A 22,394-nucleotide genomic window follows, 5' to 3' on the forward strand; every position below is an offset into this window, starting at 1 on the left:
GTCCAGAGAGTCAATTGGAGGAAAATTAAAATGAAAAAAGGAAATAAGATTTTAGCGGTAACATTAAGTGCAGCACTTGCGGCAGGATGCCTTGCAGGATGTGGAAGTAAAGGTAGTTCAGATTCCAAGAGCGGAAGTTTTGATACATCACAGGAGATCTCAGTTGTATCCAGAGAGGAAGGCTCAGGTACAAGAGGAGCATTTGTGGAACTGACCGGTGTAGAAGAAAAGGACGCAGATGGAAATAAAGTTGATAAGACAACTACGAGTGCGATTACAGCAAACAGTACAGAAGTAGTTCTCACAACCGTTGCAGGAGACGATTATTCGATCGGTTATATTTCACTCGGAGCATTAAATGATACAGTAAAGGCAGTTAAGATCGGCGGCGTTGAAGCAACAGCAGATAATATCAACAACGGTACATACACATTATCAAGACCATTCAACATTGTAACAAAGGGTCAGGTAAGTGATGTAGCACAGGATTTTATCAACTATATTATGAGTGAAGACGGACAGAAGATCGTATCAAGTAATGGTTACATTGAGATTGCAAATTCAGGAGCATTTAAGTCTTCAGGTGCAACCGGTAAAATCGTAATTGCCGGATCATCATCTGTAACTCCTGTTATGGAGAAATTAACAGAGGCATATAAGGCAGTGAACAGTGGTGCGGATATCGAGCTTCAGGAATCTGATTCAACAACAGGTATTACAGCAGCGGCAGATGGTACATGTGATATCGGTATGGCATCCAGAGAACTGAAGGATAGCGAGACAGGTGAAGGACTTACAGCTACTGTAATCGCAATGGATGGTATCGCAGTTATTGTAAATAAGAATAACCCTGCAACTGATTTAACTACCGATCAGGTAAAATCAATCTTTACAGGAGAAGCAGCAACCTGGGCAGATGTCAAATAGTAAGGAGTGTCCTCTATGCAAAAGTTTAAAGAAATATTCATGCATATCGTATTCCTGTTAGCGGCATTTGTATCGATAGCAGCGGTTTTATTGATCTGTGTGTTCTTATTTGCAAGTGGTATTCCTGCCATGAAGGAAATCGGTCTGACTGATTTCCTCTTTGGCAAAGTCTGGAGACCGACCAATAATTATTTTGGAATCCTTCCGTTTATTCTTGGCAGTATCTACGTTACGGCCGGGGCAATCGTGATCGGCGTTCCGATCGGACTTCTGACAGCGATATTTTTATCAAAATTCTGCCCACCAAAAGCATATAAGGTCATTAAACCATTTATCAATCTGATGGCAGGAATCCCATCGGTTGTATACGGATTTTTTGGAATGTGTGTACTTGTTCCGGCAGTCAGACAGATTTTCGGAGTGAACGGAAATACAATGCTTACCGCATCTGTACTGCTTGGCATCATGATACTTCCGACGATCATCAGTGTATCTGAAACTTCGATCAGTGCTGTCCCGGATAAATATTATCAGGGTGCATTAGCACTTGGAGCGACACATGAAAGAAGTGTATTTCTTACCGTAGTACCGGCTGCAAGATCCGGTATCATGGCAGCGATCATCTTGGGCGTTGGTCGTGCGATCGGTGAGACAATGGCTGTTATCATGGTGGCGGGAAATCAGGTCCATATGCCGAAAGGATTGATGAAGGGTGTTAGAACCATGACTGCAAATATCGTAATGGAAATGGGTTATGCCCAGGATCTTCACAGAGAGGCTCTGATCGCAACAGGTGTTGTATTGTTTGTATTCATTCTGATCATTAACCTGCTGTTTTCAATTTTAAAAAGAAAGACGGTGAACTAAATGGGAAAAAGAAATTTACTTGCGGAATATAAAAGACGTCCCGGCTCACTGATCCTTCGGATACTTGTTTATCTGGCAGCAGCTTTGACGTTGGTTTGTATTGCTTTTATTTTGATCTATATTCTTGCAAAAGGAATTCCGAATCTGACACCGGATCTGTTCAAGCTGGAATATACATCGGATAATTGCTCGATGCTTCCGGCATTGGTTAATACGTTGTTTATGACATTACTGTCACTGCTGATTGCGGGACCGATCGGTATCTTCGCAGCTATTTATCTGGTGGAGTATGCAAAATCAGGAAATAAGCTGGTTGGAATTGTACGTATCACTGCAGAGACACTGACAGGTATTCCATCTATTGTATATGGTTTGTTCGGAATGATCTTATTTATGACAAAGCTTGGATGGGGATTGTCCCTGCTGTCCGGTGCGTTTACACTGGCGATCATGGTGCTTCCGGTTATCATGAGAACAACAGAAGAAGCCTTGCTGGCTGTTCCAAAGTCATACAGAGAAGGAAGCTTTGGACTTGGTGCAGGAAAACTTCGTACAGTATTTAAGGTTGTTTTACCGAGTGCTGTTCCGGGTATTTTATCCGGTGTTATCCTTGCAACCGGGCGAATTGTCGGAGAGACAGCAGCGTTGATCTATACGGCAGGCAGTGTGCCGAGAATAGCGAAGAATTTATTTTCTTCCACACGAACCTTGTCCGTACATATGTATCTTCTTTCCAAAGAGGGACTTCATACGGATCAGGCATATGCAACAGCCGTTGTTCTTCTTGTATTCGTAGTATTGATTAATTTCGCATCCGATGCAATTGCAAAGAAAATGTCGGCGAAAACAGAAAAAGACAGATAACAGATAGATATAAACGGAGATAAATTGATGAGCAATATAAAATTTGATGTAAAAAATCTGAATCTTCACTATGGTAAATTCCATGCGTTAAAAGATGTAAATATGGAAATACCGGAAAAGCAGATTACAGCATTTATCGGACCTTCCGGATGCGGTAAATCAACATTCTTAAAATGTTTAAACCGTATGAATGATCTGGTGGAAGGTTGTAACATCACGGGTGATGTGAAGTTAGATGGTGAAGATATATTTGACGGAATGGATGTAAATTTGCTAAGAAAACGGGTTGGAATGGTGTTCCAGAATCCAAATCCTTTCCCAATGAGTGTATATGACAATATAGCATATGGTCCAAGGACACATGGTATCCATAATAAAGAAAAACTGGATGAGATCGTAGAACGGTCTCTCAAGCAGGCAGCAATATGGGATGAATTAAAAGACAGACTGAAGAAATCGGCACTGGGTCTTTCCGGCGGACAGCAGCAGAGACTTTGTATCGCCAGAGCACTTGCGGTTGAACCAGAGGTCTTACTGATGGATGAACCGACATCAGCGCTTGATCCGATTTCTACGTCAAAGATCGAAGATCTTGCTATGGAGCTGAAGCATGATTATACGATTATCATGGTTACACATAATATGCAGCAGGCAACTCGTATTGCAGACAAGACAGCATTCTTCTTACTGGGTCAGGTGATCGAATTTGATGATACCGAGAAGATGTTCTCGAAACCACAGGATAAGAGAACTGAGGATTATATCACAGGAAGATTTGGTTAAAAGGAGTAAAGATAATGAGGACAAATTATGACAGACAGTTGAAAAAACTCAATGATGAAATGGTTGAGATGGGATCCATGATCGAGGGTGTGATCGAAAAGGCGATCAAAGCACTTGTAAATCAGGATGTTGATCTGGCACAGGAGGTTATCCGCAGGGATGATCAGATCGATCAGCAGGAAAAGGATATCGAGAGTCTGTGCTTTAAACTTCTTTTAATGGAGCAGCCGGTTGCAACAGATCTTCGTCAGGTTTCATCTGCGCTCAAAATGGTAACGGATATGGAACGTATCGGTGATCATGCAGCAGATATTTCCGAACTGACGATCCAGATGGCAGGCAAACCTTATGTAAAAGAATTGGAACATATTAAGGCAATGGCAAAAGAAAGCATGGTCATGTTGGTTGACAGTATAGAAGCATATGTGAATCTTGATCTTACAAAAGCAAGAAAAGTTGTTGCCCAGGATGATGTGGTAGATGATCTGTTTATAAAAGTGAAGAGTGAATTGATCAATCTGATCCACAGGAATGCAGATGCAGGGGAACAGGAAACCGATCTTTTGATGGTTGCAAAATATCTGGAGCGGATTGGCGATCATGCTACGAATATTTCAGAATGGGTCATATATTATATAACAGGAGAACACATATCCGGAAATTAAGAGTCTTATGAGATACAGGATCAGGAGGTGATTGTCATGAGATATATATGGAATATGACAGCAGATGCCGGTAAAGGAAAAAGTAAACAGCACCTGATAAAAATGTTTTTGTTATTGAACAGTATCGTCTGGGGCGTGATCGCTGTGATTGTAGCTGTCACGTTGAAAGGAATCGGGCTTATGTCATCATGGAGTATGGCAGAGAGCATTTTGGTATCGGCAGGATATGGTATTTGTCTGGTAGGACTGATTGGCGGTACCGTATGTATTTTACAAAACGACGGTCCTGACAGAACGTATCTTGAACAGAGACAGGAAGAACATTAAACGCATTCAGCGTGAAATGTAAAATAAATTTTAAAATTTTACACAGACTTTACGTAGGAATCCTTTCCTTTTTACATACCTGTTATACGATGATGTGCGAAGGTACAAATGTCTAATTTATGTAAAAAGGAAGGAATTTTTTTATGAGTATTTTTGATGTACTTGCACTGTTTGGCGGACTTGCATTGTTTTTATTTGGTATGAACGTAATGGGAGACGGTCTGACCCGTGCGGCGGGCGGTAAGATGGAACGTATCCTTGAAAAGCTGACTTCAACGCCGATCAAAGGGGTGCTGCTTGGAGCGGCTGTAACAGCGGTTATTCAGTCATCATCGGCTACAACCGTTATGGTTGTTGGCTTTGTAAATTCCGGAATTATGAAACTGCGTCAGGCGGTCGGCATTATCATGGGTGCCAATATCGGTACGACAGTTACTTCCTGGATCTTAAGTTTGTCAGGAATTCAGGGAGACAGTATCTGGATCCAGATGTTAAAGCCATCCTCATTTTCTCCGATCCTAGCGGTTATCGGTATTGCATTTCTGATGTTTTCCAAGAATGAGAAAAAACATGATATTGGCATGATCTTTTTGGGATTTACGATCCTTATGTACGGAATGGATGCAATGAGCGGTGCGGTTGCTCCTCTTGCAGATGTTCCTGAATTTGCAAATGTGCTTTTAATGTTCTCAAATCCTGTACTCGGAATGATCGTAGGAACATTATTTACAGCAATCATCCAGAGCTCATCGGCATCGGTTGGTATCTTACAGGCACTTTGCATGACAGGAGCAGTTACATATGGAACGGCACTTCCTATTATAATGGGACAGAATATCGGTACTTGTGTAACGGCATTATTATCCAGTATCGGAGCAAAGAAAAATGCGAAACGTGCAGCTTTTGTACATCTTTACTTTAATCTGATCGGAACCATTCTCTTTATGATCGTATTCTATTCGATCAATGCATTTGTAAATTTCGGTGTATTACAGGATATGGCAACCCCGGCTGGCATTGCAGTGATCCACAGTATATTTAATATTCTGACAACAATTGTATTACTTCCGTTTGGAAAGGGTCTTGAGAAGCTGGCAACTCTTACGATCCGTGAGAAGGAAGAACCTGTTGAGGAGATTGCGGAGCTTGTACCGTTAAAGCATCTGGATGCCAGATTCCTGGAGCAGCCGGCGTTTGCCGTTACCCAGAGCATGGATGTTATGAATCAGATGGCAGGGTATTCAGCTGAAGCGTTATACGATTCATTAGAGTTGATGAAGGATTATTCGGATGAGAAATGGCAACGTGTTGAGGCTTTGGAAGATATCGTAGACAAATACGAAGATGAACTTGGAACGTATCTGGCGAAGGTCAGCGGAAAAGAACTGGCAGAGGAAGACAGCAAACGTGTATCCAATGGGCTTCATTGTATCGGAGATCTGGAGCGTATCTCCGACCATGCATTAGCGATCGCAGAAATTTATGCTAAGATGCACAAGGAAGAAATGGTATTCTCAGATAAAGCAATGGCAGAATTAAATCTGTATTCAAATGCAGTTTATGAGATCATGAGCATGACCTGTAAAGCACTGAATGAAGATGATATGAAAATAGCAAAGAGGATTGAACCATTGGAGGAAGTAATTAATGGGCTGAATGCTACGATCAAAAAGCAGCATATCAAACGTCTGCAGAAGGGAAAATGTACGATCGAGCTTGGTATCGCTCTTGAAAATCTTCTGAATAATTATGAACGTGTGGCAGATCACTGTTCAAATGTGGCTGCATCACTGCTTCAGGTTAAGACAGACAGCTTTGATATGCATGAGTATCTGAACCGGGTCAAACAGGAATCAAATGTAGAGTTTCAGGCGATGTACAGCATGTATAAGGAAAAGTACAGTTTATAGTAAAGCATACGATATCATAAAGTGTAAATTACTTTGACCATATATTAGAAATATATTATTATGGATAAGAAAGAACAGAGACAGGAGGAACGGCAGATGCAGGCATTGATTTATATTGTAGAAGATGATATGAACATTCAGGAAATAGAAATGTTTGCCTTAAAGAACACGGGATATGTAACAGAAGGATTTGCAAATGCAAAGAGCTTCTTTTCCAGAATGACAGAGAAGATTCCGGATCTGATCCTACTGGATATCATGTTACCGGATCAGGATGGACTGGAGATTGTCAGAAAATTAAGAGAACGTCCGGAGACTGTGCGTGTGCCGATCATTCTTGTGACGGCAAAGACAACAGAACTTGATAAGGTAAAGGGATTGGATATCGGAGCAGATGATTATCTGACAAAGCCATTCGGCGTAATGGAGCTTATATCCAGAGTTAAAGCATTGCTTCGCAGAAGCAAGAGTATTCAGGAGGATCAGATTCTTCGACTGAAGAACGTAACCCTTGATTCCGAGAAGCGTATCGTGCATGTGAATGATATTCCGTGTGAGTTGACCTTTAAGGAATTTGAATTGTTAAAGCTGTTAATGATCAACGCCGGAATTGTACTTCGGAGAGAAGTGATCATGATGGATGTGTGGGGAACGGATTACGAAGGTGAATCCAGGACTCTTGATATGCACATCAAGACTCTGCGCCAGAAACTGGGAGATGCAGGGAATATGATCAAGACAGTTCGTAATGTCGGATATAAGATGGAATAAGAAGAAGCAGGAAAATTTTATAACAGAAGAATCTTATAACAGAAAGAACAGGTTTTTATGGAAGAACAGAAAGATAAAAAGGATAAGAAGGTCAGAAAAGACAAACGATTATCCAGCAAGATCAACAGTCGCTTTATAGCATTGACGCTGATTGCGATATTGTGTACGATGATACTTTCGACAACGGTTTATTATGATCTGTTTAAAAAGGAGATCATGCGCGATCTGGAAAATTACACACAGACCTTGAAGAGTGCAGGATTATTTGATGATATCAGTGAGCTCCGCAATGTAAGAATTAAGAATACAGAATTGCGTATTACATTAGTTGCACCGGATGGAACGGTTAAGTATGATAACATGGCAGATCCGGAGACCATGGGAAAACACAACGACAGACCGGAGATTGAGGAGGCATTTGAGAAAGGAGAAGGCGAGGATACCCGTCTTTCCCAGACGCTCAATATGAGTACATTCTACTATGCGATCCGGCTTTCAAATGGTTGTGTACTTCGTGTATCAAAGGAGACAAGCAGCATTGTCAGTGTTTTTTTGAAGGGACTTCCAAGTATGACGGTTATTATGCTGGTACTTGTGACTATCGTGGTTCTGATATCGCGATATCTGACAAAGAGTATCGTCCGTCCGATCGGACAGATGGCAAAGGATCTGGATCATGTTGACGATATTAACGCCTATAAGGAGATTCGTCCATTGATCGATACAATCCGGGAACAGCATAATGATATTATGGAGAATGCACAGATGCGACAGGAATTTACGGCAAATGTATCTCATGAGTTAAAGACACCTCTGACAGCAATCTCCGGTTATTCTGAGCTGATTGAAAACGGAATGGCGGCAGATGGTGATGTCAGACGATTTGCTACAGAGATCCATCGTAATTCAAATCGGTTGCTTACCCTCATCAATGACATCATTCGTCTGTCAGAGCTTGATGTAACAGAGAATGCACCATCTATGGAACGGATCGATCTGTGTGCGGTTGCAAGATCGAATGTGGATATGCTGATGCTATCGGCAGAAAAACATAATGTTACATTGAAGTTCTCCGGTCAGCCAAGCTATATTATGGGTAATAAGATGATGATGGAAGAACTGGTATATAATCTGACCGATAATGCGATCCGATATAATAAACCGGATGGAACTGTAGAAGTAACTGTGTATTCTTATGAGAAAGATCATTCAGTTGTCATGAAGGTGAAGGATACCGGTATCGGAATACCTGAGGAGCATCTGGGGCTGGTGTTCCAGAGATTCTACCGGGTCGATAAGAGTCGGTCGAAGTCAACCGGAGGAACCGGTCTTGGACTTGCGATCGTAAAACACATCGTAGCGCAGCATGATGCGAAGCTTGATATAACAAGTGAACCGAATGTGGGAACAGAGATAACGATTACCTTTCAGAGCAGATAAAAAGACAAGGAAAAGGAGCCTGTAAGAAGTTAGGAAACAGGCTCCTTTGATTTATAAGTATTCACACACACCGATTTAAAATTCAAGATTGTATGTTATTTACTATTCTGATATTATATTAACACACGCTATTTTAAATTTCAAGGTAAAAATGTAAGAAATGCACAATTCATTTTATTAAAAATATACAAAACTTTACCGACATAAGAAATTTTAAGGCGTGAAAAAGATGAAAATACGATTTACCACTGGTAATTTTCGGCTTTTGTTGTATATATATAGTGAACGGAAAAATGATGGGGCAATGAGTTAAACAGGTTGATTTAGACACAGATAGGAGGTTTTTAACATGTCATTAAATGATTATGTAAAAGCGCAGAAGCTTGGTGAAAAGAGATATCAGGCTGCACTTTCTAAAAATGAATATCCATATCTGCCGGTACTGGATGAACTGATCACGAATTCCGATATTGCAGGCGAAGTAAATCTTGGTTTACAGCATATTTCTCTCGATCGGGTTGTAGGTACAGCGACAAAAGGTCGTACTACAGCATTTGCAAGTAACTTCATGCCTATATTAGATGCGAATTCTGAATTCGGAAATAAATGGTCATCTCTCTGTGACTCTCATATAGAAGAAGGAATCCATGATCCGATCAAAGTATATGAATATATGAATAAATTCTATGTCATAGAGGGAAATAAGCGTGTCAGCGTACTGAAATATTTCGGTGCGGATTCTGTCCCTGCGATGGTAATCAGAAAGCTGCCGAAGCGGACAGATGAGCCGGAAAACAAGATTTATTATGAATTTGTAGATTTCCATAAGCAGACAGGAATCAACTATATATGGTTCACACAGCTTGGCGGATATGACAAATTAAGAGAATATATAGGATTGGCACCGGATGGTGAATTTACGGATGATGATCGTATGAACCTGAATTCGGCACATCTGGCATTTGATACAGCATACAGGCAGAAAAACGGCAGTGACAGTCTTCCGATCACGGTAGATGATGCTATGCTTGTATTTTTAAATGTATATGGATACAAGGCGTTACAGGATATGTCTTATGATGAGGTAAAGGAAAATCTGGATAAGGTCTGGGACGAGATCGTATTAAGTGCACAGAAGAAGAACATGACGATCGTTCCGAAGCTGGAACCGGTAGAGTCAAAGAAGAAGCTGTTCAGTATCACGCCGGTACCGAAGAAGCTTAAGATTGCATTTGTTTATGATAAAGAGCCTGAGAATTCTGTATGGATCTACAGTCATGATCTTGGAAGAATGGGCGTAGAAGGTAAATTCAAGGATCGGGTTGAGACACATACTTTTTCGAATATGGATGATAATACGAAGCTTGCAGAATGCCTGGAGCAGATCGCACAGGACAAATTCGATGTTGTATTTACAACCGGACCGGAGATGCTTCCGGAGTCATTAAAGGCTGCGATCAAATATCCGGAATTGAAGATATTAAACTGCTCGTTAAATGTATCGACCAGCCATGTCAGAACGTATTATGCGAGAATGTATGAGGCGAAGTTTATAACCGGTATTATCGCAGGTTCACTCTGTGAGGATGGCAGGATCGGCTATGTAGCTGATTATCCGATCTATGGAACGACGGCGAACATCAACGCATTTGCGATGGGAGCAAAGTTTGTGAATCCAAGAGCGAAAATCTATCTGGAGTGGTCAAAGGTCAAAGGCTCCGATCCGAAGAAACGGTTTAAGGAACTGGGCATCTCCTATGTATCCGATAAGGATATGATCACACCGCTTACGGCCTCCCGTGAATTCGGTCTGTATTCCTGCGATGGGAACGAGATATCGAATCTTGCGATGCCATTTTACAACTGGCGCGTATTCTATGAGAAGATCGTTCAGTTGATTCTGGACGGTAACTGGAAGCTGGAAGAAAAGAACGAGAAAGTAAAGGTTCTGAATTACTGGTGGGGCATGTCTGCCGGAGTGATCGATGTGATCTGTTCGAACCATCTTCCGGTTGGAACGGCGAGACTGGTAAATCTGATGAAGCGCTTGATCAAGGATGGTACGGTAAGTCCATTCTACGGCAAGCTCTATTCACAGAATGGAGTGGTTCGTGATGATGAAGATGGTGAAATGAGCCCTGAGGAGATCATGAAGATGGATTGGTTGGCAGATATTGTTGTTGGTTCGATCCCGACTCTGGATGAGCTGGTAGAAGATGCCAGAGATGTTGTTGCTTTCCAGGGAGTTAATACGCCGGAAAATCTGGAATTGAAAAAAACTACAGACATAGTATAATAAGGCTATGCGGGTCTTGTGATCCAGAGTACGAATGTAGATGAGCGGGTTTTCTTTATGGAAACAGGCGGGGTACAGTTTCGTAGAAAAGAAAAGAAAACACGGAGATACGGATATGAAGATTCTTGTTCTTGCGGATGCAGAATCAAAATACCTATGGGATTATTTTGATAAGAAAAAATTAGAAGGAATTGACCTGATCATTTCCTGCGGCGACCTGGCACCGCAGTATCTGTCGTTCCTTGCGACATTTACACATGCTCCGGTTCTGTATGTATATGGGAACCACGATACCTGTTATGCAGACACACCACCGGATGGTTGTATCTGCATCGACGATCGAATCTATGTATATAAAGGAATACGGATTCTGGGCCTTGGAGGCTGTATGGAGTATCAGTACAATGGTGCACCGCATCAGTATACCGAGAAAGCAATGGAGAAGCGCATTCGTAAGCTGGGTCGGCAGATAAGAAAACATCGTGGATTTGATATTATGATCACGCATGCCCCTGCGTATCGGATCAATGATTCCGAGGATCTTTGTCATACCGGTTTCAAGTGCTTCCGGACAATGATCGAAGACTATCATCCGCAGTATCTGGTACATGGTCATGTGCATAGTAATTATGGCAGGGATTTTGTACGGGAATCCAGATACCTGGATACCACGATCATAAATGCATTTGAAAAATATATTATAGAAATAGATGAGACTGCCTTACAGGCAGCGAAATAGTCTTGCAAGCCAGGCGAAAGTTTGATAAACTTAAGCTTGGCTTAAATACTATATTCGAAAGGAGATAGAGGTTTGGAAAAGGGAAGTGCAGAGTACGAGAAAATTTTAGATGAACTGGTTGGTTATTGCAATGATTCAGGTACGATCGATCAGAACCTCTATGTTACATATGATGTTAAGAGAGGCCTTCGTGATTCAAATGGAAAAGGTGTCTTAACAGGTCTGACAGAGATTTCAGATGTATCCGGTTTTGCAGTTCAGGATGGTGAGCTGGTGCCGGCAGATGGAAGACTCTATATTCAGGGATATAATATCGAAGATCTGGAACGTGGATTCCACGGAAGCAAGTTCGGCTTTGAGGAGACAATCTATCTGCTTTTATTCGGTGAACTGCCGACCAGAACTCAGTTTAATAAATTTAAGGAATTGATGGAGACGTTCCGGGAGCTCCCAAGAAAGTTTGCTCGTGATGTGATTTTAAAAGCACCAAGTAAGAATATGATGAATGTCTTACAGCGTTGTGTGCTTACTTTATATTCATATGATGACTGCCCGGATGACATCAGCATTCGAAATGTCCTTCGTCAAAGTATGGAACTGATTGCACAGTTTCCGCTGATCGCTGCATATGGCTATCAGGGCTATAAGCATTATTATCAGGATAAGAGTCTTATCATTCACAATCCGAAGCCGGGCCTTTCGACAGCAGAGAATTTCCTTCGCCTGATCCGTGCGGATAAGAAGTATACTGAGCTTGAAGCGCAGGTACTGGATATCTGTCTGGTGCTTCATTCAGAGCATGGTGGTGGTAACAACTCCACATTTACAACACATGTTATATCATCAACCGGAACTGATACCTATTCAACCGTTGCCGGTTCTCTTGGTTCTTTAAAAGGACCGAAGCATGGTGGTGCGAACCTGAAGGTTCAGCAGATGATGGATGACTTGAAGGCTCATGTAAAAGACTGGAGCGATGAAGCGGCGATCCGTGAATATCTTCAGGGACTGCTTGATAAGAAGGGCTTTGATCATAGCGGTCTGATCTATGGTATGGGACATGCTGTTTATACGGTGTCCGATCCAAGAGCCAAGATCCTGAAACGTTATGCTGGAAGACTTGCAGAAGAAAAAGGTATGCAGGAGGAATTCAAGCTGTACACAGATATTGAACGTATCGCCATGGAACTTCTTGCTAAGAAACGAAACTCCGTTATCTCGGCAAATGTCGATTTCTACAGTGGATTTGTATATCGTATGCTTGATATACCGATCGAACTGTTCACTCCGATCTTCGCAATCGCAAGAATTGCAGGCTGGAGTGCACATAGAATAGAAGAGCTGGTAAATGCCGGTAAGATCATCCGTCCGGCCTATAAATATGTCGGAACGCATAAGACATATCTGGATATGGACGAGAGAAACTGGTAGGATTATAGAAAATAAATACGGGGCAGGCATTATTTTTAATGTCTGTCCCGTATTTGTTTATTTACTCCATCTTCCGGCAGCACCGCATGGCAGTACCAGACCGGAGCCTGTAACCGGAAGTCCTACTTCGTCGGAGATAACATGGCCGCCGAATTTAGACTGTACCTCGGTTGATATCATATAGGTAAGAACGGCTGGTGCAAGCCCGGTCGTATAGGAATTGACCAGGAAGAAAAGCGGATCATCGCAGAGCAGCTCGCTACACAGCTTGATAAACGGATGTATCTTTTCTTCAATCTTCCAGATCTCGCCCTTTGGGCCTCTGCCGTAAGATGGCGGATCCATGATGATCGCATCATAGTGATTGCCACGGCGGATCTCACGTTCTACAAATTTTACGCAGTCATCAACGATCCAGCGGATCGGAGCATCGCCAAGTCCGGATGAGACTGCATTTTCCTTTGCCCATGTAACCATGCCCTTAGAAGCGTCAACATGAGTAACCGCAGCACCTGCTTTTGCTGCCGCACAGGTTGCACCGCCGGTGTAAGCGAAAAGATTTAATACCTTGATCTCTTTCTTTTTGGATGAACGGATCAGGTCAGAGAACCAGTCCCAGTTGGCTGCCTGTTCCGGAAACAGACCGGTGTGTTTGAAGCTGAATGGTTTCAGGTTAAAGGTCAGATCCTTATAATGAATCGACCATTGCTGCGGAAGGTTAAAGAACTCCCATTCGCCGCCGCCCTTATTGCTGCGGTGGTAGTGACCATTTAACTGCTTCCAGCGTTTATCTGTTTTGGGAGTTGACCACAGAACCTGTGGGTCCGGACGAAGGAGAATATATTTGCCCCATCGTTCCAGTTTTTCTCCATCTGAACAATCTATTACTTCATAATCCTGCCAGTGATCTGCTGTCCACATAATCGATATCCTCGTTTCGTTTGAAATGTTTATATAAAACTACTATATTATAAGGTGCGGTCATTTTCAAGTCAACGATGAAATCTGCATGGAAAGAAAATGAAATTAGGATATAAGGAAAACAAATTGACCGATATCTGCCGGGGTGATAAAATCACAGCAGTAGAGCAAAACAAAAATATATAATTGCAATAGATAATTTTTGATATGATGAATACCAAATTATTTGCTTGCGAGAATGTTGATTTTGTGAAGAACATTGCATGAGCTGTGTTTCATAAAATGATAAGTAGATACAAGACAGAAAACATGGAGAAGCATATGGATATTATAAAAGAGATCGCGGAGACACATCCACATAAGGTCGTACTGAGCAATGGAAAGGGAGAATACAAGAAGATCGTATTTGCCCGGAAGGTATTAAAGGGCAGAAATGCATATCAGCTTGAGAAATATACACAGACGCAGGTCTTTCACGAGAATATCGAAGAAGGAAGGCTGGCAGAGCATATTGCGATGCATTTTCCGGCAGAGTTTAAGCAGATGAATGCATTTTCTTTGACGACAGATTATGATGTAAAAGCAGGCAAAAAAGGAAATCTGGCAGTCAGCCGCAGACAGGCGGAGAATAAGACGATATCGGTTGGCGGTAATAATCGCAAGAAGAAATATATTCTGGATGAGGGGATGGATATTCCTGCATTCCGGGAGCTTGGAATATTTACCAAAGAAGGAAAAGTGGTTTCTTCCATGTATGATAAGTTCCGCCAGATCAACCGCTTTATCGAGATGGTAGATGATGTACTGAAGTCTTATAAAGGTGATGAGATCAATATTATTGATTTTGGATGCGGCAAATCCTATCTGACTTTCTTCTTATACTATTATATAGTAGAGATCCGTCATATGACGGCGCATATTACCGGGCTTGATCTGAAAGAACAGGTAATAAAGAATTGTAATAAGCTGGCAGAAAAATGCGGATATACGGATCTGAAGTTTGAGATCGGTGATATCAATGGATACCGGACAGACCGTAAGGTTGATATGGTAGTGACCTTGCATGCCTGTGATACGGCAACTGACTATGCGCTCTACAATGCGATCTGCTGGAACACGACATACATCTTATCTGTTCCGTGTTGCCAGCATGAGTTAAATAAACAGATCCGGTCGGAGGAGTTGTCGGCACTGACCAAGTACGGAATCATCAAGGAACGGACAGCGGCATTGATGACTGATGCGATCCGTGGATGTGTGCTGGAATATTGCGGATATAAGACGGATTTGTTGGAATTTATTGATATTGAACACTCACCTAAAAATATTTTGATCCGGGCAGTGAAGAAACCAGTATCAGAGGAAAAACGGGAACGGGCAAAAGAAGAAGCGGACCGGTTGTGCCGGACCTTTGGCATTCGCCAGACCCTGATGCAGCTTGTGATGACGGAAGAAAGGAGCCATTCATGAAACGAATTTTGATGTATGATTGTAATACAGTGGATACCGTTTATGCACCGCTTGTATGCAGAGAGATCATGATGCAGGATGATCTGATCGATCGTCTGGCATGCGGCTATGTTTCAAAGACTTCGAAAGAAGAACTGCAGAAGCAGGGATTTCGCATGGTGGGAGCAGAAGAACGAGGAAATCGTGCCAGCTGCACTTTTATAACAGAATTGGTCGCTTGTGCGTTTGATAGACAGATCGAAGGAATCGATATCGTGACCAATGATGATACGATCCTGGCGGCAGTTGTAAAGGCACAGGAGCAGGGCAAGGATATTCGGGTATTGGGCAGTGACGCACACAGCGAAGCATTTATCCGCAGATGTAATCGCTTCTGTTATATAGATATTTTGCAGGGGTATGAACCGGAGCGGTGTCTGACACCGTTATCGGAAATTATATCCGATGTCTATCGCATTATAATAGAAGAAAGAGCTTCGGGTATATGTACAGAGTTGTCAGGGCTGATACACAAGCTCACGAAGCTGCATACGGAATTTGATACCAGAAATTATGGTTATACCAGCATGGAAGAACTGATTCTGAAAAATGGAAAAGATATTCAGTTCTATAAAGATGGAGAGCGGTATTATCTGGAGATGATCGATGATCGGGAAAATGTAGAACACTTTATAACGGCGTATCTGTCAGAACGGAATAACAAGATAGATGATATGCAGGAGCTGTTTGATGCATTATCAGAAGAATTCGAACGGTTTGATACCAGAAATTATGGTTACGCATCGGATATCGCTTTTCTTTTAAGTTTCCCGAAGCTGGAAATTTATAATAACAAGGGCGTGAAGCTGAAGCAGAGCTTTAAGCTGAAATAAGAGATTGCTTTTCATTGTGTATTATAGAATGAAATAAGCGATAGCGGTTCTATTGTGCATTATATATAGAAGAAACAGATAAAATATAACAGTATGACGGATAAAAAATGCAGGGGAATATAATAAAAAATTTCTTGAAAAATATAGAAAAAATGCTTGCATTCCGCAAAAACGTGTTATATAATCAAACGTGCTGTGACATGATAGCGTTGAAACGGAGGTTGCTGTATCGCATAGATACAGGTTTTTCGTGGAGCGAATGTCAATAAAGAATTACTGACGACAAGTCACTGTACCAATAACTGTCTATCAAAAGGATAGAAACGACGTGTTGATTCTGATTTAATTCAGGATACACACGGGAGAGTGTACAGTCACCACTTGTTGTACTATTAAAAAGTGCGAAAAGGAGGCGGCTTTTTTTATGGCAAATCAGATTATGAGAATCACATTGAAGGCGTACGACCACAAACTTATCGATCAGGCTGCTGGACAGATCATCGATACTGTTAAAAAGACAGGAGCTAAAGTCAGCGGACCGGTTCCAATGCCTACAAAGGTTGAGAAGATCACAATCCTCAGAGCTGTTCATAAGTACAAAGATTCAAGAGAACAGTTCGAGCAGAGAACTCATAAGAGATTAATCGACGTAATTGCACCAACACAGAAGACAATTGATGCATTACAGAAGATCGATTTATCAGCTGGCGTATACATCGACGTAAAGATGAAATAATCAGCCACAAAAAAATTAGAAGTGAACTAATCAAATCACAAAAACAAACATAGCACGAAGCAGTGCATAAGCAGTAACCTAATGCATCCGAAGGATGTAATTTAGTATGATTGTTAAAACAATCCGCTGTGAATTAAATTAGGAGGAAAACTTAAAATGAAGAAAGCTATTTTAGCAACAAAAGTCGGAATGACTCAGATTTTCGACGAAAACGGCGTGTTAGTGCCGGTAACAGTTTTACAGGCTGGTCCATGTGTTGTAACCCAGGTAAAAACAGTTGAGAATGACGGTTATGATGCAATTCAGGTAGGATTCGGCGAAAAGAAAGAAAGAATCACAACAAAAGACGTATCAGGAAAGAAAGTAATCAGAAACCCACATGGTGCTGGTAAGGCAGAAGTTGGACATGCAAAGAAAGCAAACACAACACCTAAGACTTTCTACAGAGAGTTCAGACTTGATGACTGTGCTCAGTACGAACTTGGTGCAGAGATCAAAGCCGATGTATTTGCTGAAGGAGACAAGATCGACGTTACAGCAAAGACAAAAGGTAAGGGATATGCAGGTGGTCTTAAGAGACACGGCTTAAAGTCAGGTCCTTCAGGACATGGTTCCAAGTATCACAGACATGCAGGTTCAAACGGTTCAGCTACTACACCGGGTAGAGTATTCAAAGGTAAGAAGATGCCTGGACATATGGGTAGCGTAAGAGTTACAATCCAGAACCTTGAGGTAGTTAAGATAGATGTAGAAAATGATGTTATTTTGGTAAAGGGCGCAGTTCCGGGACCAAAGAAATCATTAGTAATGATTAAGGATACAGTAAAGACTGGCAAGTAGTCTTTAGGAAGGAGGAACGAAAATGGCATCAGTTAAGGTTTATGACATCGAAGGAAAAGAAGTTGAGACATTAGAACTCAATGATTCTGTATTCGGTGTAGAGATAAATGAACATTTAATGCATCTGGCTGTAGTTGGCCAGCAGGCAAATAGCCGTCAGGGTACACAGAGCGCAAAGACTCGTTCTGAAGTATCAGGTGGTGGAAGAAAGCCATGGAGACAGAAAGGAACAGGTCATGCAAGACAGGGTTCAACAAGATCTCCACAGTGGACAGGCGGCGGAGTTGTATTCGCACCAAAGCCAAGAGATTATTCAGTTAAGATGAATAAGAAAGAAAAGCAGCTTGCTATGAAGTCAGCACTTTCAGCAAAGCTTGCAGAAGATAAACTTGTTGTAGTTGACAAGATTGAATTAGAAGAGGTTAAGACAAGCGTATTCGCAAAGATCCTTGCAAATCTTAAAGCTCCTAAGTCATTAGTAGTAACAAAGGATAAGAACGACAAAGTTGTTCTTTCAGCAAACAACATTCCAACAGTTAAGACAACAGCTACAAACTCACTGAGTGTATATGACATTCTTAAGTATGATAAGCTTGTTCTTACAAAGGATGCTGTAGCAGCAATTGAGGAGGTGTACGCATAATGGCAGACATCAAATATTATGACGTTATACTTAAGCCTGTAATCACAGAGAAAAGTATGAATGCAATGGCAGAGAAGAAGTACACATTTCTTGTACACCCGGAAGCAACAAAGGCTCAGATCAAAGAAGCTGTAGAGAAGATGTTCGAAGGAACAGAAGTTGCTAAGGTTAACACCATGAACAATGACGGTAAGGTTAAAAGACGTGGCGTAACACTTGGAAGAACAGACAAGTACAAGAAAGCAATCGTTAAACTTACAGAAGCAAGCAAAGAGATCGAAATTTTCGAAGGACTGTAAAATAACGAAACAGATTTATACGCAAAAAAGCGTGACAATAAATTGAACCGAAAGGAGAACAAAAATGGGAATTAAGACATATAACCCATATACACCTTCCAGAAGAAATATGACCGGTCTTGATTTTTCAGAGATCACAAAATCAACACCTGAGAAATCACTCGTTGTATCAATGAGCAAGACAGCTGGTCGTAATAATCAGGGAAAGATCACAGTTAGACATCACGGCGGTGGTGAGAAACGTAAATACAGAATTATAGATTTCAAGAGAAACGATAAGGATGGAATTCCAGCAACAGTTAATGCAATCGAATATGATCCGAACAGATCAGCAAACATTGCACTTCTGTTCTATGCTGATGGCGAGAAGAGATACATCCTTGCTCCTTATAAGTTAGCAGTAGGAGATGTTCTTATGAGTGGTGCTGAAGCAGAGATCAAAGTTGGTAACTGCCTCCCACTTCAGAATATTCCGGTTGGTACATTAGTACACAACATCGAGTTATACCCAGGTAAGGGCGGACAGCTTGTTCGTTCAGCAGGTAACTCAGCACAGCTTATGGCTAAGGAAGGAAAGTATGCAACATTAAGACTTCCTTCAGGCGAAATGAGAATGGTTCCAATCATCTGCCGTGCAACAATCGGTCAGGTAGGAAACATTGAGCATGGCCTTGTTAACATTGGTAAAGCCGGACGTAAACGTCACATGGGCGTTAGACCAACAGTTCGTGGTTCTGTTATGAACCCTAATGACCATCCACATGGTGGTGGTGAAGGTAGAGCACCAATCGGTCGTTCAGGCCCTTCAACTCCATGGGGTAAGCCAGCAATGGGATTAAAGACAAGAAAGAAGAACAAGCAGTCTAATAAGATGATCGTAAGAAGAAGAGACGGCAAGAGCATTAAATAGTTAATAAGGAGGTATGACAATGGCTCGTTCATTAAAAAAAGGACCATTCGCAGATGAGCATTTACTCAAGAAGATAGATGCTATGAATGCAAGCAATAGCAAAGAAGTTGTTAAGACCTGGTCAAGACGTTCAACAATTTTCCCATCATTCGTAGGTCATACAATCGCAGTTCATGATGGAAGAAAGCATGTACCTGTATATGTTACAGAAGACATGGTTGGACATAAGCTTGGTGAGTTCGTAGTTACCAGAACCTACAGAGGCCATGGTAAAGACGAAAAGAAGGGTAGAAAATAATATTTGGAATATTTGAAAGGAGGACTAAATCATGGCTAAAGGACATAGATCCCATGATAAGAGACTCAGAAATGAGAATAAAGATACCAGACCATCAGCTAAGGTATCATATGCAAGAGTGTCAGTAACAAAGGCTTGTTTCGTATTAGATGCCATCAGAGGTAAGGATGTTCAGACTGCACTTGGTATTCTGGCATACAACCCAAGATATGGTTCAAGTGTTATAGAGAAGCTGTTAAAGTCAGCAATCGCAAATGCTGAAAACAACAATGGACTTAAGGCAGAGGACCTTTATGTAGCAGAGTGCTACGCTAACAAGGGACCTACAATGAAGAGAGTTCATCCAAGAGCCCAGGGTAGAGCATATAGAATCGAGAAGAGAACAAGTCACATCACAATCGTGCTTGACGAGAGATAGGAGGTAAATAATGGGACAGAAAGTTAATCCTCATGGTTTAAGAGTCGGCGTTATCAAAGATTGGGATTCAAGATGGTATGCTGACACAAAGAATGATGAATTTTCTAACAACCTTGTAGAAGATCATAAAATCAGAACTTATTTAAAGAAGACACTTTACAATGCAAACATCTCAAAAATTGAGATCGAGAGAGCTGCAGACAGAGTAAAGGTTGCATTATATACAGCTAAGCCTGGTGTTATCATCGGTAAGGGCGGAGCTGGAATCGAAAAGATCAAAGCAGATGCACAGAAGCTTACAGATAAGAAGCTGTTCATCGATGTAAAAGAAATCAAGAAGCCGGATGCAGACGCACAGTTAGTAGCTGAGAACATTGCAGCACAGCTTGAGAATCGTATCTCATTCAGAAAAGCAATGAAGTCATGCATGAGCAGAACAATGAAAACCGGAGCACTTGGTATCAAGGCTTCATGCTCAGGACGTCTTGGTGGTGCTGATATGGCTAGAACAGAGTTCTACAGCCAGGGAACAATTCCTCTTCAGACACTTCGTGCTGACATTGATTATGGTTTTGCTGAAGCAGACACAACATTTGGTAAAGTTGGTGTTAAGACATGGGTTTACCATGGTGAAGTACTTCCTGTAAAAGGAAATAAGGAAGGAGCGGATAAATAATGTTAATGCCTAAGAGAGTAAAGCGTCGTAAGCAGTTCAGAGGAACTATGGCTGGTAAGGCACTTAGAGGCAATAAGATTACAAACGGTCAGTATGGTTTAGTAGCACTTGAGCCTGCATGGATCAAGTCAAACCAGATCGAAGCAGCCCGTATTGCGATGACAAGATATATGAAGCGTAGTGGTAAAGTATTTATCAAGATCTTTCCTGATAAGCCAGTTACAGCTAAGCCGGCTGAAACTCGTATGGGTTCAGGTAAGGGAGCACTTGAGTACTGGGTAGCAGTTGTTAAGCCGGGCAGAGTTATGTTTGAGATTGCAGACGTACCTGAAGAAGTAGCAAAAGAAGCTTTAAGACTTGCTATGCACAAGCTTCCACTTAAGTGTAAGATCGTTTCAAAAGAAGAATTAGAGGAGGTAGCAGGCAGTGAAAACTAAGGACTATATGAACGAATTAAATGCTAAATCTGTTGATGAGCTTCAGAACGAATTAGTAGCTGCAAAGAAGGAATTATTTAACTTAAGATTCCAGAATGCTACAAATCAGTTAGAGAACACAAGCAGAATCAAAGATGTAAGAAAGAATATTGCAAGAATACAGACAGTTATAGCCCAGAAGGCTAATGCTTAATTATCTTAGAAGGAGGAATATATTGTGGAAAGAAATCTGAGAAAAACACGTGTAGGTATCGTTACAAGTGACAAGATGGACAAGACAATCGTTGTTTCTATCGTAGATAATGTTAAGCATCCTCTTTATGGAAAGATCGTAAAGAGAACTTACAAGTTAAAGGCTCATGATGAGAAGAATGAGTGCAATATTGGCGATAGAGTAAGAGTTATGGAAACAAGACCTTTATCAAAGGATAAGAGATGGAGACTTGTTGAGATTATAGAGAAGGCTAAATAAGGAGGCAAATAAAATGGTTCAGCAGGAAACAAGACTTAAAGTTGCTGATAATACTGGTGCCAAAGAGCTCCTTTGCATCAGAGTTTTAGGCGGCTCAGTAAGAAGATATGCAAATATCGGCGATATCATCGTTGCCTCTGTTAAAGACGCAACACCAGGCGGAGTTGTTAAAAAAGGTGATGTTGTTAAGGCCGTAGTAGTAAGATCAAAGAAGGGCGCTCGTCGTAAGGATGGTTCATACATCAAGTTTGATGAGAACGCAGCAGTTATTATAAAAGACGATTTAAATCCAAGAGGAACACGTATCTTTGGACCAGTTGCAAGAGAGTTAAGAGACAAGAAGTTCATGAAGATTGTCTCACTTGCACCTGAAGTATTATAA

27 protein-coding genes are annotated in these 22,394 nt (G+C 41.4%); 26 read left to right on the forward strand and 1 reads right to left on the reverse strand.

The features are described from left to right. The first annotated feature begins 30 nt into the window (after positions 1 to 30). The 12 genes from LK416_01210 to LK416_01265 all read left to right on the forward strand — a co-directional run bounded on the left by LK416_01210 (position 31) and on the right by LK416_01265 (position 13,020). Positions 31 to 927, forward strand: coding sequence for a substrate-binding domain-containing protein (locus LK416_01210; protein ID UEA74827.1), 897 nt, complete (start codon positions 31 to 33; stop codon positions 925 to 927). Positions 928 to 942: 15 nt separating this feature from the next. Then, positions 943 to 1,794, forward strand: a complete 852-nt coding sequence (gene pstC, locus LK416_01215) for a phosphate ABC transporter permease subunit PstC (protein UEA74828.1) — start codon at positions 943 to 945, stop codon at positions 1,792 to 1,794. Continuing rightward, the gene (pstA, locus tag LK416_01220; protein UEA74829.1) at positions 1,795 to 2,658 is read left to right on the forward strand and encodes a phosphate ABC transporter permease PstA; all 864 of its coding nucleotides are present in this window, start codon (positions 1,795 to 1,797) and stop codon (positions 2,656 to 2,658) included. A 27-nt stretch (positions 2,659 to 2,685) separates the two neighbouring features. After that, positions 2,686 to 3,441 carry a phosphate ABC transporter ATP-binding protein PstB gene (pstB, locus tag LK416_01225; protein UEA74830.1) on the forward strand — a complete coding sequence of 252 codons (756 nt, stop codon included), beginning with the start codon at positions 2,686 to 2,688 and terminating at the stop codon, positions 3,439 to 3,441. A 14-nt stretch (positions 3,442 to 3,455) separates the two neighbouring features. Continuing rightward, entirely contained in the window at positions 3,456 to 4,106 is a 651-nt protein-coding gene (phoU, locus tag LK416_01230; protein UEA74831.1) for a phosphate signaling complex protein PhoU, read from the forward strand. 36 nt (positions 4,107 to 4,142) lie between these two features. Next, on the forward strand, positions 4,143 to 4,433 hold the full coding sequence (locus LK416_01235) for a hypothetical protein (GenBank protein ID UEA74832.1): 291 nt from the start codon (positions 4,143 to 4,145) through the stop codon (positions 4,431 to 4,433). A gap of 143 nt (positions 4,434 to 4,576) precedes the next feature. Next, a complete protein-coding gene (locus tag LK416_01240; GenBank protein ID UEA74833.1) occupies positions 4,577 to 6,343 on the forward strand; it encodes a Na/Pi cotransporter family protein in 1,767 nt (588 codons plus the stop codon). A 96-nt stretch (positions 6,344 to 6,439) separates the two neighbouring features. Further along, positions 6,440 to 7,114 (forward strand): response regulator transcription factor, encoded by a 675-nt coding sequence (locus LK416_01245; GenBank protein ID UEA75847.1) that lies wholly within the window; start codon positions 6,440 to 6,442, stop codon positions 7,112 to 7,114. A gap of 57 nt (positions 7,115 to 7,171) precedes the next feature. Beyond that, positions 7,172 to 8,554 (forward strand): two-component sensor histidine kinase, encoded by a 1,383-nt coding sequence (locus LK416_01250; protein UEA74834.1) that lies wholly within the window; start codon positions 7,172 to 7,174, stop codon positions 8,552 to 8,554. Positions 8,555 to 8,903: 349 nt separating this feature from the next. After that, positions 8,904 to 10,850, forward strand: a complete 1,947-nt coding sequence (locus tag LK416_01255) for a BMP family ABC transporter substrate-binding protein (protein ID UEA74835.1) — start codon at positions 8,904 to 8,906, stop codon at positions 10,848 to 10,850. Between the two features lie 115 nt (positions 10,851 to 10,965). After that, positions 10,966 to 11,589, forward strand: a complete 624-nt coding sequence (locus LK416_01260) for a metallophosphoesterase family protein (protein ID UEA74836.1) — start codon at positions 10,966 to 10,968, stop codon at positions 11,587 to 11,589. A 72-nt stretch (positions 11,590 to 11,661) separates the two neighbouring features. Beyond that, complete coding sequence (locus tag LK416_01265; protein ID UEA74837.1) at positions 11,662 to 13,020, forward strand: citrate/2-methylcitrate synthase; 1,359 nt, start codon at positions 11,662 to 11,664, stop codon at positions 13,018 to 13,020. 57 nt (positions 13,021 to 13,077) lie between these two features. On the opposite strand, the gene LK416_01270 is transcribed toward LK416_01265, so the two are convergent. Beyond that, positions 13,078 to 13,941 carry a class I SAM-dependent methyltransferase gene (locus LK416_01270; GenBank protein UEA74838.1) on the reverse strand — a complete coding sequence of 288 codons (864 nt, stop codon included), beginning with the start codon at positions 13,939 to 13,941 and terminating at the stop codon, positions 13,078 to 13,080. Between the two features lie 321 nt (positions 13,942 to 14,262). Between LK416_01270 and LK416_01275 the strand changes: the two genes are divergently transcribed. The 14 genes from LK416_01275 (at position 14,263) to rplN (ending at position 22,394) form a co-directional block, all read left to right on the forward strand. Next, positions 14,263 to 15,411 carry an SAM-dependent methyltransferase gene (locus LK416_01275; protein UEA74839.1) on the forward strand — a complete coding sequence of 383 codons (1,149 nt, stop codon included), beginning with the start codon at positions 14,263 to 14,265 and terminating at the stop codon, positions 15,409 to 15,411. Beyond that, positions 15,408 to 16,283 (forward strand): NYN domain-containing protein, encoded by an 876-nt coding sequence (locus tag LK416_01280; protein ID UEA74840.1) that lies wholly within the window; start codon positions 15,408 to 15,410, stop codon positions 16,281 to 16,283. The genes LK416_01275 and LK416_01280 overlap by 4 nt, the downstream gene beginning before the upstream one ends. Before the next feature lie 424 nt (positions 16,284 to 16,707). Further along, positions 16,708 to 17,019 (forward strand): 30S ribosomal protein S10, encoded by a 312-nt coding sequence (rpsJ, locus tag LK416_01285; GenBank protein ID UEA74841.1) that lies wholly within the window; start codon positions 16,708 to 16,710, stop codon positions 17,017 to 17,019. A gap of 156 nt (positions 17,020 to 17,175) precedes the next feature. Beyond that, complete coding sequence (gene rplC, locus LK416_01290) at positions 17,176 to 17,859, forward strand: 50S ribosomal protein L3 (GenBank protein ID UEA74842.1); 684 nt, start codon at positions 17,176 to 17,178, stop codon at positions 17,857 to 17,859. Between the two features lie 22 nt (positions 17,860 to 17,881). After that, positions 17,882 to 18,502, forward strand: coding sequence for a 50S ribosomal protein L4 (rplD, locus tag LK416_01295; GenBank protein ID UEA74843.1), 621 nt, complete (start codon positions 17,882 to 17,884; stop codon positions 18,500 to 18,502). Further along, positions 18,502 to 18,801, forward strand: coding sequence for a 50S ribosomal protein L23 (gene rplW, locus LK416_01300; GenBank protein ID UEA74844.1), 300 nt, complete (start codon positions 18,502 to 18,504; stop codon positions 18,799 to 18,801). Before rplD ends, rplW begins: the two co-directional genes overlap by 1 nt. 64 nt (positions 18,802 to 18,865) lie before the next feature. Beyond that, positions 18,866 to 19,711, forward strand: coding sequence for a 50S ribosomal protein L2 (gene rplB / locus LK416_01305; protein UEA74845.1), 846 nt, complete (start codon positions 18,866 to 18,868; stop codon positions 19,709 to 19,711). A gap of 19 nt (positions 19,712 to 19,730) precedes the next feature. Further along, positions 19,731 to 20,009, forward strand: coding sequence for a 30S ribosomal protein S19 (gene rpsS, locus LK416_01310; protein UEA74846.1), 279 nt, complete (start codon positions 19,731 to 19,733; stop codon positions 20,007 to 20,009). Between the two features lie 31 nt (positions 20,010 to 20,040). Then, positions 20,041 to 20,427, forward strand: a complete 387-nt coding sequence (gene rplV, locus LK416_01315; GenBank protein UEA74847.1) for a 50S ribosomal protein L22 — start codon at positions 20,041 to 20,043, stop codon at positions 20,425 to 20,427. A gap of 10 nt (positions 20,428 to 20,437) precedes the next feature. Next, entirely contained in the window at positions 20,438 to 21,103 is a 666-nt protein-coding gene (gene rpsC, locus LK416_01320) for a 30S ribosomal protein S3 (GenBank protein ID UEA74848.1), read from the forward strand. Beyond that, a complete protein-coding gene (gene rplP / locus LK416_01325) occupies positions 21,103 to 21,540 on the forward strand; it encodes a 50S ribosomal protein L16 (GenBank protein UEA74849.1) in 438 nt (145 codons plus the stop codon). Before rpsC ends, rplP begins: the two co-directional genes overlap by 1 nt. A 7-nt stretch (positions 21,541 to 21,547) precedes the next feature. Next, positions 21,548 to 21,733: a 50S ribosomal protein L29 gene (gene rpmC / locus LK416_01330; GenBank protein UEA75848.1), complete on the forward strand. Its 186-nt coding sequence runs from the start codon at positions 21,548 to 21,550 to the stop codon at positions 21,731 to 21,733. 21 nt (positions 21,734 to 21,754) lie between these two features. Next, positions 21,755 to 22,012 (forward strand): 30S ribosomal protein S17, encoded by a 258-nt coding sequence (gene rpsQ, locus LK416_01335; GenBank protein UEA75849.1) that lies wholly within the window; start codon positions 21,755 to 21,757, stop codon positions 22,010 to 22,012. A 13-nt stretch (positions 22,013 to 22,025) separates the two neighbouring features. Continuing rightward, a complete protein-coding gene (gene rplN, locus LK416_01340; protein UEA74850.1) occupies positions 22,026 to 22,394 on the forward strand; it encodes a 50S ribosomal protein L14 in 369 nt (122 codons plus the stop codon).

This window comes from Lachnospiraceae bacterium GAM79 (genome assembly GCA_020735665.1).
Classification (GTDB): Bacteria; Bacillota; Clostridia; order Lachnospirales; family Lachnospiraceae; genus Coprococcus.